This is a genomic window from Pseudomonas sp. TE3644 (assembly GCF_056278815.1).
The window spans coordinates 38,183-59,706 of sequence record NZ_JBWBQF010000001.1; the positions used below are offsets into that span (position 1 = coordinate 38,183).

The 21,524-nt window shown below is 63.8% G+C and carries 19 protein-coding genes; 7 read left to right on the forward strand and 12 right to left on the reverse strand.

All coding sequences use genetic code 11. The features are described from left to right. Window positions 1-35: 35 nt before the first annotated feature. Window positions 36-2,642: a leucine--tRNA ligase gene (leuS, locus tag ACZ9GA_RS00195; RefSeq protein ID WP_457358029.1), complete on the reverse strand. Its 2,607-nt coding sequence runs from the start codon at window positions 2,640-2,642 to the stop codon at window positions 36-38. A 273-nt stretch (window positions 2,643-2,915) separates the two neighbouring features. Here leuS and ACZ9GA_RS00200 point away from each other — a divergent pair, with 273 nt between their 5' ends. Together ACZ9GA_RS00200 and ACZ9GA_RS00205 are read left to right on the forward strand one after the other, a co-directional pair. Continuing rightward, window positions 2,916-3,242 (forward strand): hypothetical protein, encoded by a 327-nt coding sequence (locus ACZ9GA_RS00200; protein ID WP_457358027.1) that lies wholly within the window; start codon window positions 2,916-2,918, stop codon window positions 3,240-3,242. A 112-nt stretch (window positions 3,243-3,354) separates the two neighbouring features. After that, the gene (locus ACZ9GA_RS00205) at window positions 3,355-4,119 is read left to right on the forward strand and encodes a YdcF family protein (protein ID WP_457358025.1); all 765 of its coding nucleotides are present in this window, start codon (window positions 3,355-3,357) and stop codon (window positions 4,117-4,119) included. A 97-nt stretch (window positions 4,120-4,216) separates the two neighbouring features. Here the strand turns inward: ACZ9GA_RS00205 and lnt are convergent, their stop codons facing one another. The 5 genes from lnt to miaB all read right to left on the reverse strand — a co-directional run bounded on the left by lnt (window position 4,217) and on the right by miaB (window position 9,611). Next, complete coding sequence (gene lnt, locus ACZ9GA_RS00210) at window positions 4,217-5,734, reverse strand: apolipoprotein N-acyltransferase (RefSeq protein ID WP_457358023.1); 1,518 nt, start codon at window positions 5,732-5,734, stop codon at window positions 4,217-4,219. A 19-nt stretch (window positions 5,735-5,753) separates the two neighbouring features. Continuing rightward, on the reverse strand, window positions 5,754-6,593 hold the full coding sequence (locus ACZ9GA_RS00215) for an HlyC/CorC family transporter (RefSeq protein ID WP_457358021.1): 840 nt from the start codon (window positions 6,591-6,593) through the stop codon (window positions 5,754-5,756). 40 nt (window positions 6,594-6,633) lie between these two features. Continuing rightward, complete coding sequence (ybeY, locus tag ACZ9GA_RS00220) at window positions 6,634-7,095, reverse strand: rRNA maturation RNase YbeY (protein WP_027981095.1); 462 nt, start codon at window positions 7,093-7,095, stop codon at window positions 6,634-6,636. Continuing rightward, window positions 7,088-8,083, reverse strand: a complete 996-nt coding sequence (locus ACZ9GA_RS00225; RefSeq protein ID WP_457358019.1) for a PhoH family protein — start codon at window positions 8,081-8,083, stop codon at window positions 7,088-7,090. The genes ybeY and ACZ9GA_RS00225 overlap by 8 nt, the downstream gene beginning before the upstream one ends. 202 nt (window positions 8,084-8,285) lie before the next feature. Then, entirely contained in the window at window positions 8,286-9,611 is a 1,326-nt protein-coding gene (gene miaB / locus ACZ9GA_RS00230) for a tRNA (N6-isopentenyl adenosine(37)-C2)-methylthiotransferase MiaB (protein ID WP_455922217.1), read from the reverse strand. Between the two features lie 132 nt (window positions 9,612-9,743). On the opposite strand from miaB, the gene ACZ9GA_RS00235 reads away from it, so the two are divergent. Further along, window positions 9,744-10,070, forward strand: coding sequence for a DUF1820 family protein (locus ACZ9GA_RS00235; protein ID WP_457358017.1), 327 nt, complete (start codon window positions 9,744-9,746; stop codon window positions 10,068-10,070). Window positions 10,071-10,412: 342 nt separating this feature from the next. Here ACZ9GA_RS00235 and ACZ9GA_RS00240 read toward each other — a convergent pair whose 3' ends face one another. From ACZ9GA_RS00240 to ACZ9GA_RS00255, 4 genes are all read right to left on the reverse strand, one after another. Then, window positions 10,413-10,961 (reverse strand): tetratricopeptide repeat protein, encoded by a 549-nt coding sequence (locus ACZ9GA_RS00240; protein ID WP_457358015.1) that lies wholly within the window; start codon window positions 10,959-10,961, stop codon window positions 10,413-10,415. Between the two features lie 239 nt (window positions 10,962-11,200). Then, complete coding sequence (gene hemL / locus ACZ9GA_RS00245) at window positions 11,201-12,484, reverse strand: glutamate-1-semialdehyde 2,1-aminomutase (protein WP_457358013.1); 1,284 nt, start codon at window positions 12,482-12,484, stop codon at window positions 11,201-11,203. A gap of 18 nt (window positions 12,485-12,502) precedes the next feature. Then, window positions 12,503-13,129, reverse strand: coding sequence for a thiamine phosphate synthase (gene thiE, locus ACZ9GA_RS00250; RefSeq protein ID WP_457358011.1), 627 nt, complete (start codon window positions 13,127-13,129; stop codon window positions 12,503-12,505). Between the two features lie 26 nt (window positions 13,130-13,155). Next, window positions 13,156-13,953 (reverse strand): hydroxymethylpyrimidine/phosphomethylpyrimidine kinase, encoded by a 798-nt coding sequence (locus ACZ9GA_RS00255; protein WP_457358009.1) that lies wholly within the window; start codon window positions 13,951-13,953, stop codon window positions 13,156-13,158. Window positions 13,954-14,215: 262 nt separating this feature from the next. Between ACZ9GA_RS00255 and ACZ9GA_RS00260 the strand changes: the two genes are divergently transcribed. From ACZ9GA_RS00260 to ACZ9GA_RS00275, 4 genes are all read left to right on the forward strand, one after another. After that, complete coding sequence (locus ACZ9GA_RS00260; protein WP_457358008.1) at window positions 14,216-16,609, forward strand: hybrid sensor histidine kinase/response regulator; 2,394 nt, start codon at window positions 14,216-14,218, stop codon at window positions 16,607-16,609. A gap of 72 nt (window positions 16,610-16,681) precedes the next feature. Beyond that, on the forward strand, window positions 16,682-18,331 hold the full coding sequence (locus ACZ9GA_RS00265; RefSeq protein ID WP_457358006.1) for an acyl-CoA dehydrogenase family protein: 1,650 nt from the start codon (window positions 16,682-16,684) through the stop codon (window positions 18,329-18,331). Window positions 18,332-18,470: 139 nt separating this feature from the next. After that, complete coding sequence (amn, locus tag ACZ9GA_RS00270; RefSeq protein ID WP_457363605.1) at window positions 18,471-19,964, forward strand: AMP nucleosidase; 1,494 nt, start codon at window positions 18,471-18,473, stop codon at window positions 19,962-19,964. A gap of 139 nt (window positions 19,965-20,103) precedes the next feature. Then, a complete protein-coding gene (locus tag ACZ9GA_RS00275) occupies window positions 20,104-20,670 on the forward strand; it encodes a pseudouridine synthase (RefSeq protein ID WP_457363604.1) in 567 nt (188 codons plus the stop codon). 145 nt (window positions 20,671-20,815) lie between these two features. Here ACZ9GA_RS00275 and ACZ9GA_RS00280 read toward each other — a convergent pair whose 3' ends face one another. Beyond that, on the reverse strand, window positions 20,816-21,019 hold the full coding sequence (locus tag ACZ9GA_RS00280) for a DUF2788 domain-containing protein (protein WP_457358004.1): 204 nt from the start codon (window positions 21,017-21,019) through the stop codon (window positions 20,816-20,818). A gap of 11 nt (window positions 21,020-21,030) precedes the next feature. Beyond that, entirely contained in the window at window positions 21,031-21,510 is a 480-nt protein-coding gene (locus tag ACZ9GA_RS00285; protein WP_027981107.1) for an Lrp/AsnC family transcriptional regulator, read from the reverse strand. Between the last annotated feature and the right edge of the window lie 14 nt (window positions 21,511-21,524).

The following is a 21,524-nucleotide window of genomic DNA, read 5'->3' on the forward strand; positions in this document are numbered from 1 at the left end:
ATAGGGCGCCCGGTTGCCCGGGCGCGCTGATCCGATCAGCTGGCGACGATATTGACCAGTTTGCCAGGCACGACGATGACCTTGCGGATCGTCAGGCCGTCGATGAAGCGCAACACGTTTTCGTTGACCCGGGCTGCTGCTTCGATTTCTTCGCGGCTGGCGCTGGCCGGCATCTCGATCTGGCCGCGCAGCTTGCCATTGACCTGGATGACCAGGGTCAGGCTGTCCTGCACCAGGGCGCTTTCGTCCAGTACTGGCCAGGCGGCGTCAATGACGGCGCCGGCGTGGCCCAGCGCATTCCACAGTTCGTGGCAGATGTGCGGGGTGATCGGGGCCAGCAGCAGGGCTACGGTTTCCAGGCCTTCCTGGACCAGGGCACGGTCCTGCTCGGTGGCCAGCGGGGCTTTCTCCAGCACGTTCATCAGGGTCATCACCTGGGCGATGGCGGTGTTGAACTTGTGGTGCTGGCCAATATCCTGGCTGGCCTGGCGGATGGCCAGGTGCGTGGCGCGGCGGATCGCCTTCTGCTCATCGTTCAGGCTGGCAACGTCCAGTGCTGCCGGCAAGCCCTGGGCCACGTGGGCCTGGGCCAGGCGCCATACACGGCGCATGAAGCGGTGCGAACCTTCGACGCCGGAGTCGGACCATTCCAGGCTCATGTCAGGCGGCGAGGCGAACATCATGAACAGACGGCAGGTGTCGGCACCGTACTGATCGATCATGGACTGCGGGTCGACGCCATTGTTTTTCGACTTCGACATCTTCTCGGTGCCGCCGATTTCCACTGGCAGGCCGTCGCTGATCAGCTTGGCGCTGATGACCTTGGCCTTGCTGTCGCGCTCAAGCTCCACGTCAGCCGGGTTGAACCAGGTCTTGCCGCCGTTATCTTCCAGGCGGTAGTAGGTCTCGGCGACCACCATGCCCTGGGTCAGCAGGTTCTTGAACGGCTCGTTGGAGCTGACCAGGCCTTCGTCGCGCATCAGCTTGTGGAAGAAGCGTGCGTACAGCAGGTGCAGGATGGCGTGTTCGATACCACCGATGTACTGGTCAACCGGCAGCCAGTGGTTGGCCGCAGCCGGGTCGACCATGCCCTGGTCGTATTGTGGCGAGGCGTAGCGGGCGTAGTACCACGACGACTCCACGAAGGTGTCCATGGTGTCGGTTTCACGCTTGGCCGCCGCGCCGCATTTAGGGCAGGTGCACTCGTAGAACTCGGGCATGCGTGCCAGGGGCGAGCCAGCACCGTCCGGCACCACGTCTTCCGGCAGTTTGACCGGCAGTTGGTCTTCCGGCACCGGTACGTCACCGCAGGTGTCGCAATGGATGATCGGGATCGGGCAGCCCCAGTAGCGCTGGCGGCTGATGCCCCAGTCGCGCAGGCGGAACTGGGTACGCGATTTGCCCAGTTCTTTCTTGATCAGTGCCACTTCGATGGCGTCGAAGGCGCCGGCGAAGTCCAGGCCGTCGAACTCGCCGGAATTGATCAGGGTACCGTGCTCGCCGTAGGCCTCCTGCCATGGGGCAGGGTTGGTGTCACCGGCGCTGGTGCGCACTACCGACTTGATCGGCAGGCTGTATTTGGTGGCGAACTCGAAGTCACGCTCGTCGTGCGCAGGCACGGCCATGACCGCGCCGTCGCCGTAGTGCATCAGCACGTAGTTGGCGACCCACACCGGCAGTTTTTCGCCAGTCAGTGGGTGCTCGACGAACAGCGCCGTCGGCATGCCTTTCTTTTCCTGGGTGGCGACGTCGGCTTCGGCGACGCTGCCGCTTTTGCATTCGTTGATGAACGCTTGCAGCTCAGGATTGCCTTGCGCCGCCAGGGTGGCCAGCGGGTGCTCGGCGGCCACGGCCACGTAGGTGGCGCCCATCAGGGTGTCGGGACGAGTGGTGAACACCTTGAGGGTGCCCGCTTCGCCGATCGATGCCTGGTGGTAGGGGAACTGCACTTCCATGCCGCGGGATTTGCCAATCCAGTTGCGCTGCATGGTCTTGACCTGCTCAGGCCAGCCGTCCAGTTCGTCCAGGCTTTCCAGCAGCTCCTCGGCGTAAGCGGTGATCGCGAAGTAGTACATCGGGATTTCGCGCTTCTCGATCAGCGCGCCCGAACGCCAGCCACGGCCGTCGATGACTTGCTCGTTGGCCAGTACGGTCTGGTCGACCGGGTCCCAGTTCACGGTACCGTTCTTGCGGTAGATCACGCCTTTTTCGAACAGGCGGGTGAACAGCCACTGCTCCCAACGGTAGTAGTCGGGCTTGCAGGTGGTGACTTCGCGCGACCAGTCGATCGCCAGGCCCAGGCTCTTGAGCTGGGTTTTCATGTAGGCGATGTTTTCGTAGGTCCACTTGGCCGGCGCGACCTTGTTCTTCATGGCGGCGTTTTCTGCCGGCATGCCGAAGGCGTCCCACCCCATGGGTTGCAGGACGTTCTTGCCCTGCATGCGGTGGTAGCGCGAGATCACGTCGCCAATGGTGTAGTTGCGCACGTGCCCCATGTGTAGCTTGCCGCTGGGGTAGGGGAACATCGACAGGCAGTAGAAGGTCTCCTTGCCTGGCTGCTCACTTACTTCAAAGGACTTTTGCTCATCCCAGAACGACTGGGCGGCGGCTTCGATTTCGCGGGGCTGATAGAGTTCGTGCATGGCTACTTTGCGCTGAGAAATGGGTGACCTTATCCAGGCAGCGCGACATCCGCTGCACCCGGCAATCCGGTGGCGATCTTGAAACGCCGTAGCATACATGACCCCGCTCAAAGGAGGGAAACCCTGATTGCATCAAACAGTGCCCGCAACCGTCGCCCGAATGCCAGCAAAGCCCCGCAGATACTGGCCGTTGGTCGCAGCGGCGGGCTGGATTCGCTTGCACCGCTAAGCTCATCAATGGGGAGTGTGTTTTATCTTCAATGAGGTGAACGGATGGTTGAGTCACATGTGGAAGGTTTGAAACCGGAGCTGTTTGAACGTTTGATCGATCGCCTGGGGCTGGCCCTGGACGTTGCCAGGACGTCGGTTCGGTTGCGCAACGAAGCGCCTGACGAGCTGGAGTTGCGCGGCCTGAGCCGTGCCGAGGTGGAACTTATCAACGCCTATCTGGATTCGATGCCCGTGGGCGTGCACGCTGGTGCCGTGGTTCGCGACCGCAAGGAACCGCTGCCGGCCGCCAGCAACAACAATGTAGTGTGGATCAAAGACAAGGCTTCGAGGAAGCCTGTGAACAAAGCCAGGTCAGTGCATTTCAAATAGATCGGGAGGTGATGCCCATGCACCCACACCCCCGACGCTGCATCCTGCGCTACATACAGATTGAGCCCTTGCGCCATTACCCTTAGGCTTCGAGCATCCTGGGAGATGCTCGATGCCTTTTCGTTACTTCATCAAACAATTGATCCTGCCACCTGGCGTTCTTTTCCTGTGCCTGCTGCTGGCGTGGTGGCTGCGCCGTTCGCGGCCGCGCCTGGCGGGTGTGTTCTTCGTGCTGGGGCTGGGTGGGCTGTGGCTGATGAGCTTGCCCAAGGTGGTGCAGGGGTCGGCCCATGCGCTGGAGCAGGAGCCGGCGCTGACCTTTGATCAATGGTCGCAACTGGCCCAGCGTGCCGACGCCATTGTGATATTGGGCGCGGGCCGCGAGCGTGGCGATCCGGCCTGGGGCGGCGAAGACCAGCCCACCGGCGTGAACCTCGAGCGCGTGCGCTATGCGGCGCGGCTGGCCAAGGCGTCGGGGTTGCCGGTGCTGACGTCGGGCGGCTTGCACTACGGCACACCGCCGAGTGAGGCGTACATCATGGCCACTTCGTTGCGTGACGATTTCGGCGTGGCGACCCAATGGCAGGAGGGCGCCAGCCGCACCACGTGGGAAAACGCCACCATGAGCGCAGAGATATTGAAGGCAGCGGGTATCCATCGTGTGGTCGTGGTGACCCAGGCGTGGCATATGCCACGGGCGCGCTGGAGTTTCGAGCATGCGGGGCTGGAGGTGGTGAGTGCCCCGGTGGGGTTCCTGGGCATCGACAATGCGCGCGCGTTTGGCGGGTGGATGCCGGAGGGGAAGGCGTTCTGGCAGAGCGGGCAGTTGTTGAATGAGGCGGTGGGGTTGGTCGGTTACCGGCTGTTCTACCGCTGACCTGTAGCCGCTGCCGAAGGCTGCGCTGGCCCTGATGCCCACTGGAGATCTCCAGTGTAGAAAAGGGCCAGCGCAGCCTGGCGGCAGCGGCTACAGGCTATACAGTCCTGGCAATCCGGCTGGCCAGCAGCGCCCAGCCAAACAACCCCAGGCACAGAATGATCAACGGCCACGAGCGCCATTGCAGGTAAGGCGTCAGGTTGTGCATCGGCACCACCTCGCCGTACATGATCCCCTTCTGGAACTGCGGAATCTGCTCGGTGATCTGCCCAAACGGGTTGATCAGCGCCGTCACGCCATTGTTGGTCGCCCGAATCATCCAGCGCCCCGCTTCCAGTGCGCGCATCTGCGCCATCTGCAAGTGTTGCAGCGGGCCGATGGAGGTGCCGAACCAGGTGTCGTTGCTGATCGTCAGCAACAGGTCCGCGCGCGCTGCCTCGCCTGCCGCGAACTCCGGGTACACCACTTCGTAGCAGATGAACGGCGCGATCTGATAACCCTTGGCCTGCAGCAACGCCTGATCGGCCGGCCCCCGGGCGAAGTCCGACATGGGCAGGTCGAAGAAGGTGATCAACCCGCGCAGCAGGTCCTGCAGCGGCACGTACTCGCCAAAGGGCACCAGTTTCTGCTTCAGGTACGTACCGTCACCCTGGCCCACCACGGTGATGCCGTTGTAGTACTGCTTCTCGTGACGCACGATCTGGCGGATCGGCACCCCGGTGATCAGCGCCGAATTACGGCTGCTGGCGAAGTTGCCCATCATGTCCAGGTAGCCCTGGGCGTTGTCCATCAGCACCGGTACGGCGGTTTCCGGCCAGATGATCAGGTCGGTCTTCTTCGCCGTGAAGGTCATGTCGCGGTACAGCGCCAACTGGGCATCCACCTGGGCCGGGTCCCACTTCATTTCCTGCTCGATGTTGCCTTGCACCGCCGCCACGCTCAGCGGCTGGCCCAAAGGCTCCGTCCAGGCGTGATGTTTGAGCGCCATGCCGATGCCCCAGGGGGCGAGCAGCAACACAATACCGGCGATCAGGAAGGACGTGCGCTGGCGCAGGCGGTGCAGGTTGCACAGCAGCGCCGCGGTCATTGCCAGCACGAAGGAAATCAGCCACATGCCGCCCACCGGCGCCAGGCCGGCCAACGGGCCGTCGAGCTGGCTGTAACCGGCGTACAGCCACGGGAAACCGGTCAGGAACCAGCCGCGGAAAGCCTCCTGGGCCACCCACAGCGCGCCGAACGCCAAGGCGTCGGCCAGTGGCGCTTCGTTGCGGCGAATCCAGCGTGCCCACAGCCAGGTGGGCAGGGCGAAGAACAGCGCCACGGCAATGCTGAACAGCAGCATCAGGAAGCCGGCCAGCAGCACCGAGGCACCGCCGAAGTTGTGGATGCTGACGTAGATCCAGCTGGTGCCGGCGCCGAACAGACCGAAGCCGTAGGCCCAGCCACGCATGAACGCCTGGCGCGGGCTGAGCCCGCGCAGGCCCAGGTACAGCAGCGCCAGCGACAACAGCGACAATGGCCAGATGTCGAAAGGCGCCAGCGCCAGGGGAGTCAGGGCACCGGCCGCCACGGCCAGCAGGTTACCGGGCCAGCCGGGGCGGGTGATCCAGCGCATCTCGATCCTTAATGCGTTTTCAGCGGGAAATGGGGGTCAGGCGCAGCAAATGTATCCGGCGGCTGTCGGCATTGAGAATGCGGAAACGGTAAGCGCCGATTTCCGTGGTCTCGTTGCGTTTGGGCAGGTGGCCAAAGGCGCTCATCACCAGGCCGCCGACGGTGTCGAACTCATCGTCGGAGAATTCGCTGTCGAAGAACTCGTTGAAGTTCTCGATCGGCGTCAGCGCCTTGATCAGGAAGTCACCGCTGGGCAGAGGCTTGATGTAGCTGTCCTCTTCCACGTCGTGCTCGTCTTCGATGTCACCGACGATCTGTTCCAGCACGTCTTCGATGGTCACCAGGCCCGCCACGCCGCCGTATTCGTCGATGACGATGGCCATGTGGTTGTGGTTGGCGCGGAACTCGCGCAGCAACACGTTCAGGCGCTTGGACTCGGGCACGAAGGTGGCCGGGCGCAGCAGATCCTTGATGTTGAAACCGGCGCCGTTCTCCTGAAGGATCAGGGGCAGCAGGTCCTTGGCCAGCAGCACGCCGATCACGTCGTCATGGCTGTCGCCGATGACCGGATAGCGAGAGTGGGCGGCGTCGATCACCGCAGGCAGGAATTCGCGAGGGGTCTGGGTCGACTTGATGCTGATCATCTGCGAACGCGGGACCATGATGTCACGCACTTGCAGGTCGGCAACCTGGATGGCGCCTTCGACAATGGTCAGCGCTTCGCTGTCGAGCAGCTTGTTCTGGTGGGCTTCGCGCAGCAGCTCCAGCAGCTCCTGGCGGTTTTTCGGCTCATGGGCAAAAGCCTGGGTGATTTTACCCAGCCATGACTTCTGCCCGTTGCTCGATCGATCTTCGCTCATGGCCCTTTTCTCGTGATCCTTGCTGTTTCGGTGGTGGAAATTAGTGTTCATCGTCGTCTGCATACGGGTCAGGATGACCCAGTTTGGCAAGCAACTCTCGTTCCAGGCCTTCCATTTCCTCGGCTTCCTCGTCCTCTTCATGGTCGAAACCAAGCAGGTGCAGGCAGCCGTGAATGACCAGGTGCGCCCAGTGCGCTTCCAGCGATTTGCCCTGTTCGGCCGCTTCGCGCTCCACCACCGCCACGCAGATCACCAGATCGCCTAGCAGGGGGATGTCGAGCATGTCGTCAGGCACGTCTGCCGGAAAGGATAAGACGTTGGTGGCGTAATCTTTATGACGGTAGGTGTGATTGAGCTCGCGCCCTTCGGGCACGTCCACCAGGCGGATGGTCAGCTCCGAATCACCCTTGCGCATGCCCAGCGCCGTCTCGCACCATTGCTGGAAGAGCGTCTCGCTGGGCACCGGGTCATTGGTGGCAACCTGCAGGTCCAGTTCAACCATTGCGTGCGCTGTCCTTGTCGACCGTGCGGGCATCGAAGCGCTCGTAGGCTTCGACGATGCGCTGTACCAGGGGGTGGCGTACCACGTCCTTGGGCTTGAAATGGGTGAAGCTGATGCCCGGCACGCCGTCCAGCACGTCGATCACATGGGACAACCCCGACTTGGTGCCCTTGGGCAGGTCGACCTGGGTGATGTCGCCGGTGATCACGGCGGTGGAGCCGAAACCGATACGGGTCAGGAACATCTTCATCTGTTCAACGGTGGTGTTCTGGCTTTCGTCGAGGATGATGAAGCTGTTGTTCAACGTACGACCGCGCATGTAGGCCAATGGTGCAATCTCGATCACCTGACGCTCGATGAGCTTGGCCACGTGTTCGAAACCCAGCATCTCGTACAGCGCGTCGTAGAGCGGGCGCAGGTACGGGTCGATCTTCTGGGCCAGGTCGCCGGGCAAAAAGCCCAGCTTTTCACCGGCTTCCACCGCCGGGCGCACCAGCAGGATGCGACGCACCTGTTCGCGCTCCAGTGCATCCACTGCACAGGCCACGGCCAGGTAGGTCTTGCCGGTACCGGCCGGGCCGATGCCGAAGTTGATGTCGTTGCCCAGGATCTCCTTCACGTAGCGCTGCTGGTTCAGCCCGCGCGGGCGAATCATGCCCTTGCGCGTGCGCAACGACACCGGCACTTCGTTGTTGGCAGGGTTGTCCAGCTCTTCGATGGCCGATTCCTGCAGGTACAGGTGCACCAGGTCCGGCGACAGCTCGGTGCCCTTGGTTTCGCGGTACAGGCGACGCAGCAGGTTTTCGGCGGAGGTGGTGTGGGCAGGTTCGCCAATGAGCTCGAACTGATTGCCGCGGTTGCGGATCTCGATGTCGAGACGTTGTTCGATCAGGCGCAGGTGTTCGTCGAACTGCCCGCACAGGTTGGCGAAACGGCGAGCCTCGAAGGGCTCGAGGATAAAGCGATGAGGTTCTATGGGTGCGTTCAAGGTCGTTTTTAGCCGCCCGACGGCAATTGAGATGGTTTCAAGGATAACCCCAGTGGGCCACCGGCGAAAGGCCCCAGTGGGCCAGTGGTCATCTACGCCCTGGCACGTTCCCTGTAGCAGCTGCCGAAGGCGGCGTCCGGCCGCGACACCGCAGCGCCTGCGGACGCCGCCTGCGGCAGCTGCTACAGGGGAACGCGCTGGGTCAGATCAGCGTGCCGCGCAGCGAGTGCGGGCGGGCTTCGCCGATGTGCACGTCGACGAACTGGCCGATCAGCTTGGCGTCCAGGCAGGCGAAGTTGACGATGCGGTTGTTCTCGGTACGGCCCTGCAGCTCGCCCGGGTCCTTGCGCGAGTAGTCGGTGACCAGAATCCGCTGGGTGGTACCCACCATCTGTCGGCTGATCTCGAAACCCTGCTGGTTGAGGCGATGTTGCAGGGCCTCCAGGCGCTGTTTCTTCAACGCTTCAGGGGTGTCGTCGGCCAGATCGGCGGCCGGGGTGCCCGGGCGCTGGCTGTAGACGAACGAGTAGGAGAAGTCGAAGCCCACGTCAGCCACCAGCTTCATGGTCTGCTCGAAGTCTTTCTCGGTCTCCCCCGGGAAGCCGACGATGAAGTCCGAACTGATGCAGATGCCCGGCACGGCAGCCTTGAGCTTGCGCAGCTTGGACTTGTATTCCAGCACCGTGTGGTTGCGCTTCATGGCCGCCAGCACACGGTCCGAGCCCGACTGCACGGGCAGGTGCAGGTGCTTGACCAGCTCCGGTACCTCGGCGTGGGCCTGGATCAGGCTGTCGGAGAACTCCAGCGGGTGCGAGGTGGTGTAGCGGATGCGGTCGATGCCGTCGACAGCGGCCACCACGCGGATCAGCTCGGCCAGGTCGGCCAGGCGGCCATCGTGGGTCAGGCCGCGGTAACCGTTGACGTTCTGGCCCAGCAGGGTCACTTCGCGCACGCCGTTCTCGGCCAGGTGGAACACCTCGGCGATCACGTCGTCGAACGGTCGGCTGACTTCCTCGCCACGGGTGTAGGGCACCACGCAGAAGGTGCAGTACTTGCTGCAGCCTTCCATCACCGACACGTAGGCGGTGGGGCCGTCGATGCGCGGCTCGGGCAGGTGGTCGAACTTCTCGATCTCGGGGAACGAGATGTCCACCTGGGGCAGCTTGGTGACCCGCGCCGCGTCGATCATTTCCGGCAGGCGGTGCAGGGTTTGCGGGCCGAACACCACGTCCACGTAGGGCGCGCGGTCGCGGATGGCTTCGCCTTCCTGGCTGGCCACGCAGCCACCCACGGCAATCACCATGTCCGGGTTGGCCAGTTTCAGTTCGCGCCAGCGGCCCAGTTGCGAGTACACGCGGTCCTGGGCCCGCTCGCGGATGGAGCAGGTGTTGAGCAAGATGACGTCGGCGTCTTCTGCGCGGGCAGTGACTTCCAGGGCTTGATGTTCACCCAGCAGGTCGACCATGCGCGAGCTGTCGTACTCGTTCATCTGGCAACCGTGAGTTTCGATGTAAAGCTTCTTGGCCATGCGAGCTCATCAGGTCATTCAAAGAACCGCACATTATAGGGGCCAACGGTCGACCTTCCTAGCATTGCCTGCCCGGCGCCTATGCTATAGTTTTCGCCCTCTTTACCTCCCCCGACTGTATACCCACCCAAGATGACCAAACGCGAAGCTCCAATCTACAAAGTGATTTTCCTCAGCCAGGGCCAGGTCTTCGAGATGTACGCCAAGCAGATCTTCCAGAGCGATCTGTGGGGTTTCCTGGAAATCGAGGAATTCGTCTTTGGCGAGCGCACCCAAGTGGTCGTGGACCCGAGCGAAGAAAAGCTCAAGGCCCAGTTCGAAGGTGTGGTACGCAGCTTCGTGCCCATGCACTCCATCGTGCGCATTGACGAAGTGGAACGCCTGGGCACGCCGAAAATCAGCGAAGCGCGCGGCGTGAGCAACGTGATGCCGTTCCCGATGCCGATGCCGGAGAAGTAAAACCCAAGGCGGACCAGGTGATCCCACAGACATAACTGGCCCGAAACAGATGTGGGACCGGGCGAAGCTCGGGAAGCGCCGCGCGGGCGGCGCGCGATCTCAAAGGCGATAGAAAAACCAAGGCATGCACCTTTAAGCCCTGATGCAGTTTCACGACAGGCACTTCGGGTGTTCTTCGAGGGTTCGGCTGGAGGTCGCGTCACAGCCACTAGGTGCCAGGCGATGTTTTTCTATCGCCCTTGAGATCGAGCGCCGCCCGCGCGGCGCTTCCCGGGTAGAACCCGGTCCTACATTTGTTGCAACGTGCCATGGCCTGTTAGAGCGGCGTCGCCAGCCTTGGACTCAAGGCAGCGGCGAGAAGGGCGAACGCCCATCAGCGGTCTGCAATTCCAGCAGGTATTTGCGGAAAATCTGGCCCAGCACCTGGGTCGCCATTTCCAGCTGGTCGCGCGGCATCTGCGCGGCCACTTCGTCAGCGCTGTCCAGCGCATCTTCCTGGCCATTGACCGCGGCCATCTTCAGCACGATGTAGGCCTGCACATTGTTGGCGGCCACGCCTTCGCCGTGGAAGAACATCATGCCCAGATGGTATTGCGCATCGGCATGGCCTTGCAGCGAAGCCTGCTCGAAGTAATTGAGCGCCTGGTTCAGGTCGCGAGGGGTGGCTTTGCCATCGTAGTAGAACTGCCCCAGCTCGTACTGCGCCTGGGCATCACCGGACTTGGCGGCTTTCTGGCAGGCAGCCAGGGCCTGTGGCAGGTCCTGCGGCTGTGTGTTGAGGGTGCAGCGACCCATCGCCGGGATCAACAACGAATTGCCGCCGGCAGATGCCAGCAGAGGCTGAAGAAGCAACAGGCAGCCCAGGGCAAGGGCGCGGCCGGTGCGGTTCATGGGGATCGACTTACCTCAACAGGAAACGGGCGGACCCGGCCAGAACAATGGACTGGTGGCACATTATGAAATAAGCCGGGCCGTCCTTACAAAGTCTTTACTCGTTTTTCTGCTCTGCGGGCCACATGGACCACTGTAGCCGCTGCCGACAGGCTGCGCTGGCCCTGTGTTTCAACCCAGGAATCACCTGCGGATGAAAGGGCCAGCGCAGCCTGCGGCAGCGGCTACGGGTGCGGTGGTTACTTGAGGGCCGCGAAAGCGCGCTCGGCCGCGTCCAGGGTGATCTTCAGTTCCGCATCGCCATGGGCAATGGAGGTGAAGCCCGCCTCGAACGCGCTAGGCGCCAGGTACACGCCGCCTTCCAGCATCAGGTGGAAGAAGCGCTTGAAGCGCTCGGCGTCGCTGGTCATCACGTCTTCAAAGGTGACAATGTCATCGGCACCGCTGAAGTACAGACCGAACATGCCGCCCGCCTGGGTGGTCACGAACGGGATGCCGGCAGCGTCGGCGCGCTGTTGCAGGCCGTCGAGCAGGCGCGAGGTGTAGTCGCTCAGCTCGTCGTGGAAGCCCGGGCGGCTGATCAGGTTCAGGGTGGTCAGGCCGGCGGCCATGGCCAGCGGGTTGCCCGACAGCGTGCCGGCCTGGTAGACCGGGCCCAGGGGGGCGATGTGCGACATGATTTCACGCTTGCCGCCGAAGCAGCCCACCGGCATGCCGCCGCCGATGATCTTGCCGAAGGTGCTCAGGTCCGGGGTAACGCCGTAGTAGGCCTGGGCGCCGCCCAGGGCCACGCGGAAGCCGGTCATCACTTCGTCGAAGATCAGCACCACGCCGTGCTGGTCGCACAGCTCGCGCAGGCCTTGCAGGTAGCCAGGCGCCGGGGGGACGCAGTTCATGTTGCCAGCCACCGGCTCGACGATGATGCAGGCCACTTCCTGGCCCACTTCACCGAGCATTTCGGCCACGGCGGCCAGGTCGTTGAACGGCAGGGTCAGGGTGTGCTTGGCAAACGCTGCGGGCACGCCCGGCGAGCTTGGCACGCCCAGGGTCAGGGCGCCGGAACCGGCTTTCACCAGCAGGCTGTCGGAGTGGCCGTGGTAGCAGCCTTCGAACTTGATGATGCTGTCGCGGCCAGTGAAGCCACGGGCCAGGCGAATGGCGCTCATGGTGGCTTCGGTGCCCGAGCTGACCATGCGCACCATTTCCATGGACGGTACCAGCGAGCAGACCAGGTCGGCCATCTGGGTTTCCATCTCGGTTGGCGCGCCGTAGGACAGGCCGTGCTCCAGTTGCTTGCGCACCGCGTCCAGCACGTCAGGGTGGCTGTGGCCCAGAATCATCGGGCCCCAGGAGCCCACGTAGTCGACATAGCGCTTGTCGTCTTCGTCAGTGACGTAGGCGCCGGCCGCGTGCTTGAAGAACAGCGGCGTACCGCCCACGCTCTTGAAGGCACGGACGGGCGAGTTGACGCCGCCGGGGATGTGTTTCTGGGCGTTGGCAAACAGGGTTTCGGAGCGGGACATGGCAGTCGTCTCTTTTAATCAGGCGGATTCGAACAGGGCATTGAAGGCGCGGGCACGGCGGGTCACGTCCTGGGCGGTGTCGGCGCCAAACAGGGCATTGACCACGGCGAGCAGGTCGGCGCCCTGTTCCAGTAGTCGTGGGGCGTTGTCCAGGGTGATGCCGCCAATCGCGCAGATCGGCAGCTTCAACTGGGCGCGGGCCTGGCTGAGGGTGTCCAGCGGTACCAGGCCGGCATCGGGCTTGGTGCTGGAATCGAAGAACGCACCGAAGGCCACGTAGCTGGCGCCCTCGCGAGCAGCCTGCTCGGCCAGCGGCAACTGGCCGTGGCAGGTGGAACCGATGATGGCGTTGCGGCCCAGCAGCGCGCGGGCCGGGGTCAGCGGGCCGTCGGTCTGGCCCAGGTGCACACCCACGCCCAGCTTGGCGGCCAGCTCGGCGTCATCGTTGATGATCAGCTGGGTCTTGTACGGTTCGCACACCTTGCGCAGGGCTTCGGCCTCGCGCAGGCGGCGGGCCTCGTCACTGCTTTTGTCGCGGTATTGCAACAGCACGATGCCGCCGTCCAGGGCCGCCTTGACGTAATCAAGGAACTTGCCGGCCAACAGTTGGCTGTCGGTAATGGCGTAAAGGCCACGTAGTTTCATCAAGCGCACCTCTAAATGGCGTGGCGTTACGAGCAGAAGTCCAGCGGCAGGCGGCGGGGTACGTATTGGCCCTTGCCCAGCTGTTCGGCGTCACGCAGGGTGCGCCATGTGTAATTGAGCGCCGACTGCACCGCGCTGTCCAGTTGCTCGCCCAGGGCCAGGCGGCCGGCGAGGGTGCTGGCCAGGGTGCAACCCGAACCATGATAGCTGCCCGGCAGGCGCTGGCAGGTGAAGGTCTGGCGGCGGCCGTCGCGGCTATACAGGCGGTTGTGGATTTCCACTTCATCGCCGTGGCCGCCGGTGATCAGCAGGTTACGCACGTAGGGCAGCAGTTTTTCCGCGCACTCGTCGGCAGTGCCTTCGGGCAGTTCGGCCAGGATGCGCGCTTCGGGCAGGTTGGGGGTGGCAATGATGGCCAGGGGCAGCAGGCGTTCGCGCATGGCGTAGCCCACCTCGTCCTTGCCCAGGCGTCCGCCGCCGCCGGCACGCAGCACGGGGTCGCAGACCATCGGCAGGTGCGGGTGCTGGCTGAGCAGTTCGACCACAGTGTCGACCATTTCCAGCGAGCCGAGCATGCCCAGCTTGACCGCCGCCACGTCTGAATCGTTGAGCACGGCATTGGCCTGGGCCAATACCCACTCGCGATCCAGCACGCGGAAGTCGGTGACATTGACGGTGTCCTGAACGGTCAGGGCGGTCACCGCGGGGGCGGCGTGACAACCTTGGGCAATCAGGGCTTCGATATCTGCCTGCAGGCCGGCGCCGCCACTGGGGTCGTGGCCGGAGAGACAGAGGACAACGGGGCGGGAGCTATAGATATTCATGGTGCGCGAGCTTACCACCAATCGCTTTTGCGGGGTTTGCCGGGGCAGATGGATTTTTTCCCGCAGCGCATTTGTACGATTTTGCTACATTCGCTGGGAGCGCTGATTTAGAGCCTCTGTTACATTTTTTAACGGGCGGTGCACTGGTGGCAAGAAGCTATGCTAGAGTGCTCCGAAACCGATAACAGGCACTGCCGGACGACGTCGTCTCAAAGGGAATGGGGGCTTCCTGACGCGCTCGGACAGGCTACGCTGGGGCTGTATGCGCTATTTCCTGATTTTACTGGTGGGCTGGCTACCGCTGCTGGCCTGCGCGCTCGATTTTGACGAGACCACGCGGACCCTTCCCCTGGGGCACGTGATGCAGGTGTATGAAGACGTCGAAGGCAATGCCAGCATCGAGCAGGTGACCTCCGCGGCCTTTGCCGATAAATTTCATCGGCAAGGCGAAGCCGTGCTCAACGCCGGCTATTCGCGTTCGGTGTTCTGGCTGCGCGTTGATCTGCGCTTCACCCCGAAAGACCCGGAGGCCGTCGGCAATTGGCTGCTGGAGCTGGCTTACCCGCCGATGGACAGCATCGAGCTGTTCCTGCCCGACAGCACTGGCAGGTTCCGCCTGTCCCAGAGCACGGGCGACGAGCTGCCGTACTCGGTGCGCCAGATCAAGCAGAACAACTATGTGTTCGCCATCCCGTTCCCGGCCAATCAGCAAAAGACCGTCTACCTGCGCATCCACAGCGAAGGCTCGGTGCAGGCGCCGCTGAACCTGTGGTCTTATGACGCCTACATCGAAGACCAGCCCACGCGCCTGTACGTGCTGGGTCTGATCTATGGCGTGCTGCTGGGGATGCTGGTGTACAACCTGTTCATCTACCTCAGCGTGCGTGATCGCAGCTACCTTTACTACATCCTCTACATCGCCTCGTTCGGCATGTACCAGGTGTCGGTCAACGGCGCCGGCGTGCAGTATTTCTGGCCCGAGAGCCCGTGGTGGGCCAATGCTGCCACACCCTTCCTGATCGGCTCGGCCGCCCTGTTCGGTTGCCAGTTTGCCCGCAGCTTCCTGCAGACCGCCGAACACAGCCGCTGGCTGGACCGTCTGCTGATGGGGTTGATGGGCTGGGGCCTGGTCACGATGATGCTGTCGCTGACCTCCACCTACGGCCTGGCCCTGCGCCTGGCCACGGCGCTGGCGCTGGTGTTCACGGTAGTGGTCTTCAGTGCCGGCCTGATTGCCTGGTGGCGTGGCCTGCGCCTGGCGCGCTACTTCATCATTGCCTGGACCGCCTTCCTGGCCGGCGGCATCATCAATACCCTGATGGTGCTGGGCTACCTGCCCAACGTGTTCATCACCATGTACGCCAGCCAGATCGGCTCCGCCCTGGAAGTGGGCCTACTGTCGCTGGCGCTGGCCGACCGCATCAATTCCATGCGCGAGCAACAGGCCCGCGTACTGCTGGAGGCCGGGCAGAAGCTGGAGCTGCTCAACCAGCAACTGGCCAACAGCAACCGCTTGAAAGACGAGTTCCTGGCCACCGTCACCCACGAACTGCGCACGCCGATGAATGGCGTGATCGGTTCGCTGGAACTGATGCAGACCGTGCCCATGGACGCGGAGCTGGCGCAGTATCAGCAAACCGCCTCGGGCTCGGCGCGGGACATGATGCGCATGGTCGATGACATGCTGATCCTCACCGAACTGCAGGCCGGCAGACTGTACCCGCGCCACGAGCCGTTCGGCGTGCAGGCCCTGCTGGACAGCCTGCAGATGCAGTACTCACGCGCCGCCCAGGCCAAGCACCTGGCGTTCTCGGTGGAAACCGACAGCGACCTGCCCGAGCGCCTGCAGGGCGACTCGAAAAAGCTCGCGTTGTGCCTGGGCTGCCTGCTGGACAACGCCATCAAATTCACCCGCCAGGGCGCAGTCGGCCTGCGCGTGCGCGTCGGTGCCCGCACCGCCGATAGCCTGGCGCTGACGTTCCGGGTTACCGACACCGGTATCGGCTTCAACCAATTGGCCGACGCCACCCTGTACCAACGCTTTTTCCAGGTCGACGGCTCCATGACCCGCGAGTACGGCGGCCTGGGCATCGGCCTGGCGATCTGCCGTCAGTTGGCGGACCTGATGGGCGGCGAAATCCACCATCATTCCGAGCTCGGGCATGGCAGCTGGTTTGAGCTGACGGTGCAACTGGGCCTAGTGCACCACGCTGGCGTCACGCCTTCGGGCCTGCGCCCCAACCCGCAGAGCATGCAGCGTGCGCCCCATGACTGCACTGTGCTGCTGGTGGATGACAACAGCATCAACCAGTTGGTGATCCGCGGCATGCTGCTGAAACTGGGTTACCGGGTACGCACCGCCGATGACGGCATCACCGCGCTGGAACTGCTGCACCGTGAACGCTTCGACGCGGTGTTGCTGGACTGCCAGACGCCGTTGACCGACGCCTTCGCCACCTGTCGCCGCCTGCGCGAGCTGCCCGGTTGCGCGCGTCTGCCAGTGCTGGCGGTGGTCGCCCATCGCCACGAGCGCGAGCGCTGCCTGGAAGCCGGGATGACGGAATGCCTGAATCGTCCCGTGCGCTTCGAAGACCTGCAGACCGCACTGCACCGCTGGTTGCTGGTCAAGGCGCAGGGCGAAAGCGCCGACATTTAGGCCGATATGTCACTTTGATGCAGGTGGGGGGCATGGTTCACTGGGGCATGAACCTGTCCCCAGGAGCCTGCGATGAACCTGCATCAGTTCGCCGAAACCCACGAAGTCACCAATCAGCCGCCCGCGCTGGACGGCGTCAATCTGTGGCGAATCGACCTGCCGTTGCAGGACTGGGTGCGGCGCAGTGGCGGTGGCTGGGCCGAGTCGCGCATCGATGCCTACGGCGCGCTGGCCGGCGGCCCGCTGATGGCGGCAGGCTTCCTGGCCAACCAGAACAAACCCGTGTTCAGCAGCCATGACCGATTTGGCCATCGCATCGATCTGGTGGAGTTTCATCCCGCCTACCACGAACTGATGCGCGCTGCCGTCGAGCACGGCCTGCCGTCGCTGCCCTGGACCGATCCTCGCCCTGGCGCCCACGTGGCCCGTGCCGGCATGACCTACCTGCACACCCAGGCCGAGGCCGGCAGCGGCTGCCCGCTGACCATGACATTCGCCAGCGTGCCCGCCCTGCGCCTGCAGCCCGACCTGGCCGAACAGTGGCTGCCCAAAGTGCTGGCCACCGAGTACGACCCGCGCAACGTCGGCATGGCGCACAAGGCAGGGGTCACCCTGGGCATGGCCATGACCGAGAAGCAGGGCGGCACCGACGTGCGCGCCAACACCACTCGTGCCTTTGCCGTGGGCACGCCCGGGCCGGGGCAGGCTTATGAACTGGTGGGCCACAAATGGTTCTGCTCGGCGCCCATGTGCGACGCCTTCCTGACCCTGGCGCAGACCGACAAGGGCCTGAGTTGCTTTCTGCTGCCGCGCCATCGCCCTGATGACACCCGCAATGAGTTCTACATCCAGCGCCTGAAAAACAAGCTGGGCAACTGCTCCAATGCCTCCAGCGAAGTGGAGTTTCGTGGCGCACTGGCGTGGATGATCGGCGAGGAGGGGCGCGGGGTGCCGACCATCATCGAGATGGTGGCCATGACCCGCTTCGACTGCATGGTCGGCTCCAGCGCCCTGATGCGCCAGGCCCTGACCCAGGCGGCCCACCACTGCGCCTGGCGGCAAGTGGGCGGCCGGGTGCTGGCCGATCAGCCGTTGATGCAGAACGTACTGGCCGATTTGGCCCTGGAAAGCGAAGCAGCCTTGGCCTTGAGCCTACGCATGGGCCAGGCGCTGGACCATCTGCATGACGATCAGCAAGCCAAGTTCGCCCGCCTGATGACGGCGGTGGGCAAATATTGGATCTGCAAGCGCGCCCCGGCCATGATCAACGAAGCCGCCGAGTGCATGGGCGGCGCCGGTTATGTCGAGGACAGCATCCTGCCGCGGCTGTACCGCGAGGCGCCGGTCAACTCCACGTGGGAAGGTTCGGGCAATGTGCAGTGCCTGGACGTGCTGCGGGCCTTGTCCAAGGAACCGGGTGTGCTGGATGCGCTGTTCGCCGAACTGGGCGATGGTCATGGTGATCGGCGGCTGGCGGCGCACATCGATGGGTTGAAGGCGGCGTTCCAGGACACCGGTGACATCCAGTACCGGGCCCGGCAGCTCACTGAAGATATCGCGCTGGCGGTGCAGGCCAAGCTGCTCCTGGAAGCAGGCAATGCTGTAGTCAGCGATGCCTTCATCGCCAGCCGTTTGAGTGGCAGCGGCCGCGTCTACGGCGCGCTGCCGCGCGGCCTCGACGTGCAGGCCCTGGTCCAGCGATCAACCCCCTATCCCCAGTAGCCGCTGCCGCCAAGCTGCGCTGGCCCTGATGTGCACTGGAGCTGTTGAGTGTGGCTCAGGCCCAGCGCAGCCTGGCGGCAGCGGCTACAGGTACAACGCGTGCCTTTAGGCGTTGTTACAGGCAAGATGGAGGCCTGCGATATCAGACAGGAAGCGCACCGTGACTCGAACCGCCGAAGCCTTTGTAGTTGTCGAAACCGCCGAACAAGCCGTCGATCGTCTGGCTGAACTGCACGAACGGGCCACTCAGGCCCTGAGCCAGGCGCTCAAGCAATACCTCAAGGACCGCAGCGAGCCCGACGCTGCCCAGCGCGACCTGTTCCGCTACCCGGAACTGCGCGTCACCTACACCTACAGCGGCGAAGTCCCGCCCATCACCCGCGCCTACGCCAAGGTACAGTCGCCGGGCACTTACTCGGTCACCGTGACCCAGCCCGCCGCCTTCCGCACCTACCTGCTGGACCAGCTCAAGCCGTTGATGCGCGACTTCTCGGTCACCGTGGAAGTGGGCGTCAGCGAGCAGAACATCCCGTACCCCTACGTGGTGGAGCAGGGCGATGAGCTGGCCGGCAGTGGCGTCACCGCCGCCGCCCTGGCCCGCGTGTTCCCCAGCACCGACCTGTCCGCCGCCACCGACGGCGTGGCCGACGGCCTGTACGACTGGGCCGCGGCCGATCCAATGCCGCTGGCGCTGTTCGACGCCGCCCGTGTGGACTTCTCCCTGCGCCGCCTGATCCACTACACCGGCAGCGACTGGCGCCATGTGCAGCCGTGGATTCTGCTCACCAACTATCACCGCTACGTCGACCAGTTCGTCACCCACGGCCTGGAGCAGTTGCAGAACGAGCCGCGCTTCGTGCGTATGGTGATGCCCGGCAACGTGGTGATCGAGAAGGGCATGGCCAGCGAACAGGCCCAGGCCCTGGTGGACAGCGTGGTGTGGCACCGCTACCAGATGCCGGCCTATCACCTGATCGCCGCCGACGGCGACGGCGTGACCCTGGTCAACATCGGCGTGGGCCCGTCCAACGCCAAGAACATCACCGACCATCTGGCCGTGCTGCGCCCGCACTGCTGGCTGATGATCGGCCACTGCGGCGGCCTGCGCCAGTCGCAGACCATCGGTGACTACGTACTGGCCCACGCCTACATGCGCCAAGACGGCATCCTCGACCGCGTGCTGCCGCCAAACATCCCCATCCCTGCCCTGGCCGAGGTGCAGATGGCCTTGCAAGAGGCGGCTGCCCAGGTCACTGGCGAGCGTGGCGACGAGCTGAAAAAGCGCCTGCGCACCGGCACCGTGCTGACCTACGACGACCGCAACTGGGAGCTGCGCTGGGCCCAGGAACGGCCGCTGATCAACCTGTCGCGCGCCGTGGCAGTGGACATGGAAAGCGGCACCATCGCCGCCCAGGGCTATCGCCTGCGTGTGCCGTACGGCACCTTGCTGTGCGTGTCCGACAAGCCGCTGCACAGCGAGATCAAGCTGCCGGGTTCGGCCAACGCGTTCTACAACCGCGCGGTCAGCCAGCACCTGAACATCGGCATCGCGGCCCTGGACCTGTTGCGCACGCAACTCAACTCCCTGCACTCGCGCAAACTGCGCAGCTTCGACGAACCGCCGTTCCGTTGAGGTTTGCCCAAAGCGGCCGGGGCCACTAGCATAGTCGCCCCAGCTGCCTTGAAATGTTGCCTCCATGTCTTTGCCACCCCGCACCAATGCCCGCCGCCCGGGCGCCAAACCCTTTGCCAAACCCGGGCAGCCACGGCGCGTGGCCAAGGCGCCGCCGGCCGAGCCGCGGCTGATCCTGTTCAACAAGCCTTTCGACGTGCTGACCCAGTTCAGCGACGGGGAAGGGCGCGCCACCCTCAAGGATTTCATCGACATCCCCGGCATCTACCCGGCCGGGCGACTGGACCGTGATAGCGAAGGCCTGTTGCTGCTGACCAACGACGGCCAGTTGCAGGCACGCATCGCCGACCCCAAGCACAAGCTGGCGAAAACCTACTGGGTGCAGGTAGAGGGCGAGCCGACCGAGGAGCATCTGCAGCGTTTGCGTCAGGGGGTGGAGCTCAACGACGGCATGACCCTGCCGGCGCAGGCGCGGCTATTGGAAGAACCGGACCTGTGGCCGCGCGACCCGCCCGTGCGCTTTCGCAAGAGCGTGCCCACTCATTGGCTGGAGCTCGTCATCAAGGAAGGTCGCAACCGCCAGGTGCGGCGCATGACGGCCGCGGTGGGCCTGCCCACCTTGCGCCTGGTGCGCGTGCGCATCGGCGACTGGGCGCTGGATGGCCTGGAGCAAGGCAAATACCGCGAAGTCCCGGCCAGGCTTTAATTGCGCGGCGCCTGTATCGCGAGCAAGGTCGAGCGCGACCCCGGTTGCTCCCACAGTGTCGAGCCAGCCACAGATGCAAGCCTTTACACTTTGGGAGCAAAGCTTGCTCGCGATGAGGCCATCAGCAACACCCAGGGGCTAAAACCTAGTGGGATTCGATAACCGCAATCACCACACTCTTGATCGCAAACGCCAGTATCCCCAGCCCCAACACCGCAAACAGAATAATCGTGCCAAACCGCCCCGCCTTGGACTTCTTCGCCAGGTCCCAGACGATAAACCCCATGAACCCGATCAACACGGTCACCAGGATGGTCATCATCCAATCTTCAAATACCGCCGGGTCCATGGTGGCGCCTCCTAGTTGCGCAGGTGGGTCAGGGGCAGTTCAGTGCTGGCCAGCACCTGGTTCAGCACAAAGCTTGAACGCACGCTGGTCACGCCGTCGATGCGGGTCAGGTGGCCCAGCAGCAGTTTCTGGTAGTGGTCCATGTCCGGTACCACCACCTTGAGTTGGTAGTCCGCCTCCATGCCGGTCACCAGGCTGCATTCCAGCACCTGGGGCAGGGCGCGCACGGCGGCCTCGAAGTTTTCGAAACGCTCGGGGGTGTGGCGATCCATGCCGATATGTACGTAGGCGGTCAGGCTCAGGCCCAGCATCTTGCGGTCCAGCAGGGCCACTTGGCGGGTGATGTAGCCGTCGTCTTCCAACTGCTTGACCCGGCGCGAGCAGGGCGAGGGCGACAGGCCGATGCGCTCGGCCAGTTCCTGGTTGGAGATACGGGCATCGCGCTGCAATTCAGCCAGAATGCTCAGGTCATAACGGTCCAGCTTGCTCATGGATCAGCCCTTGA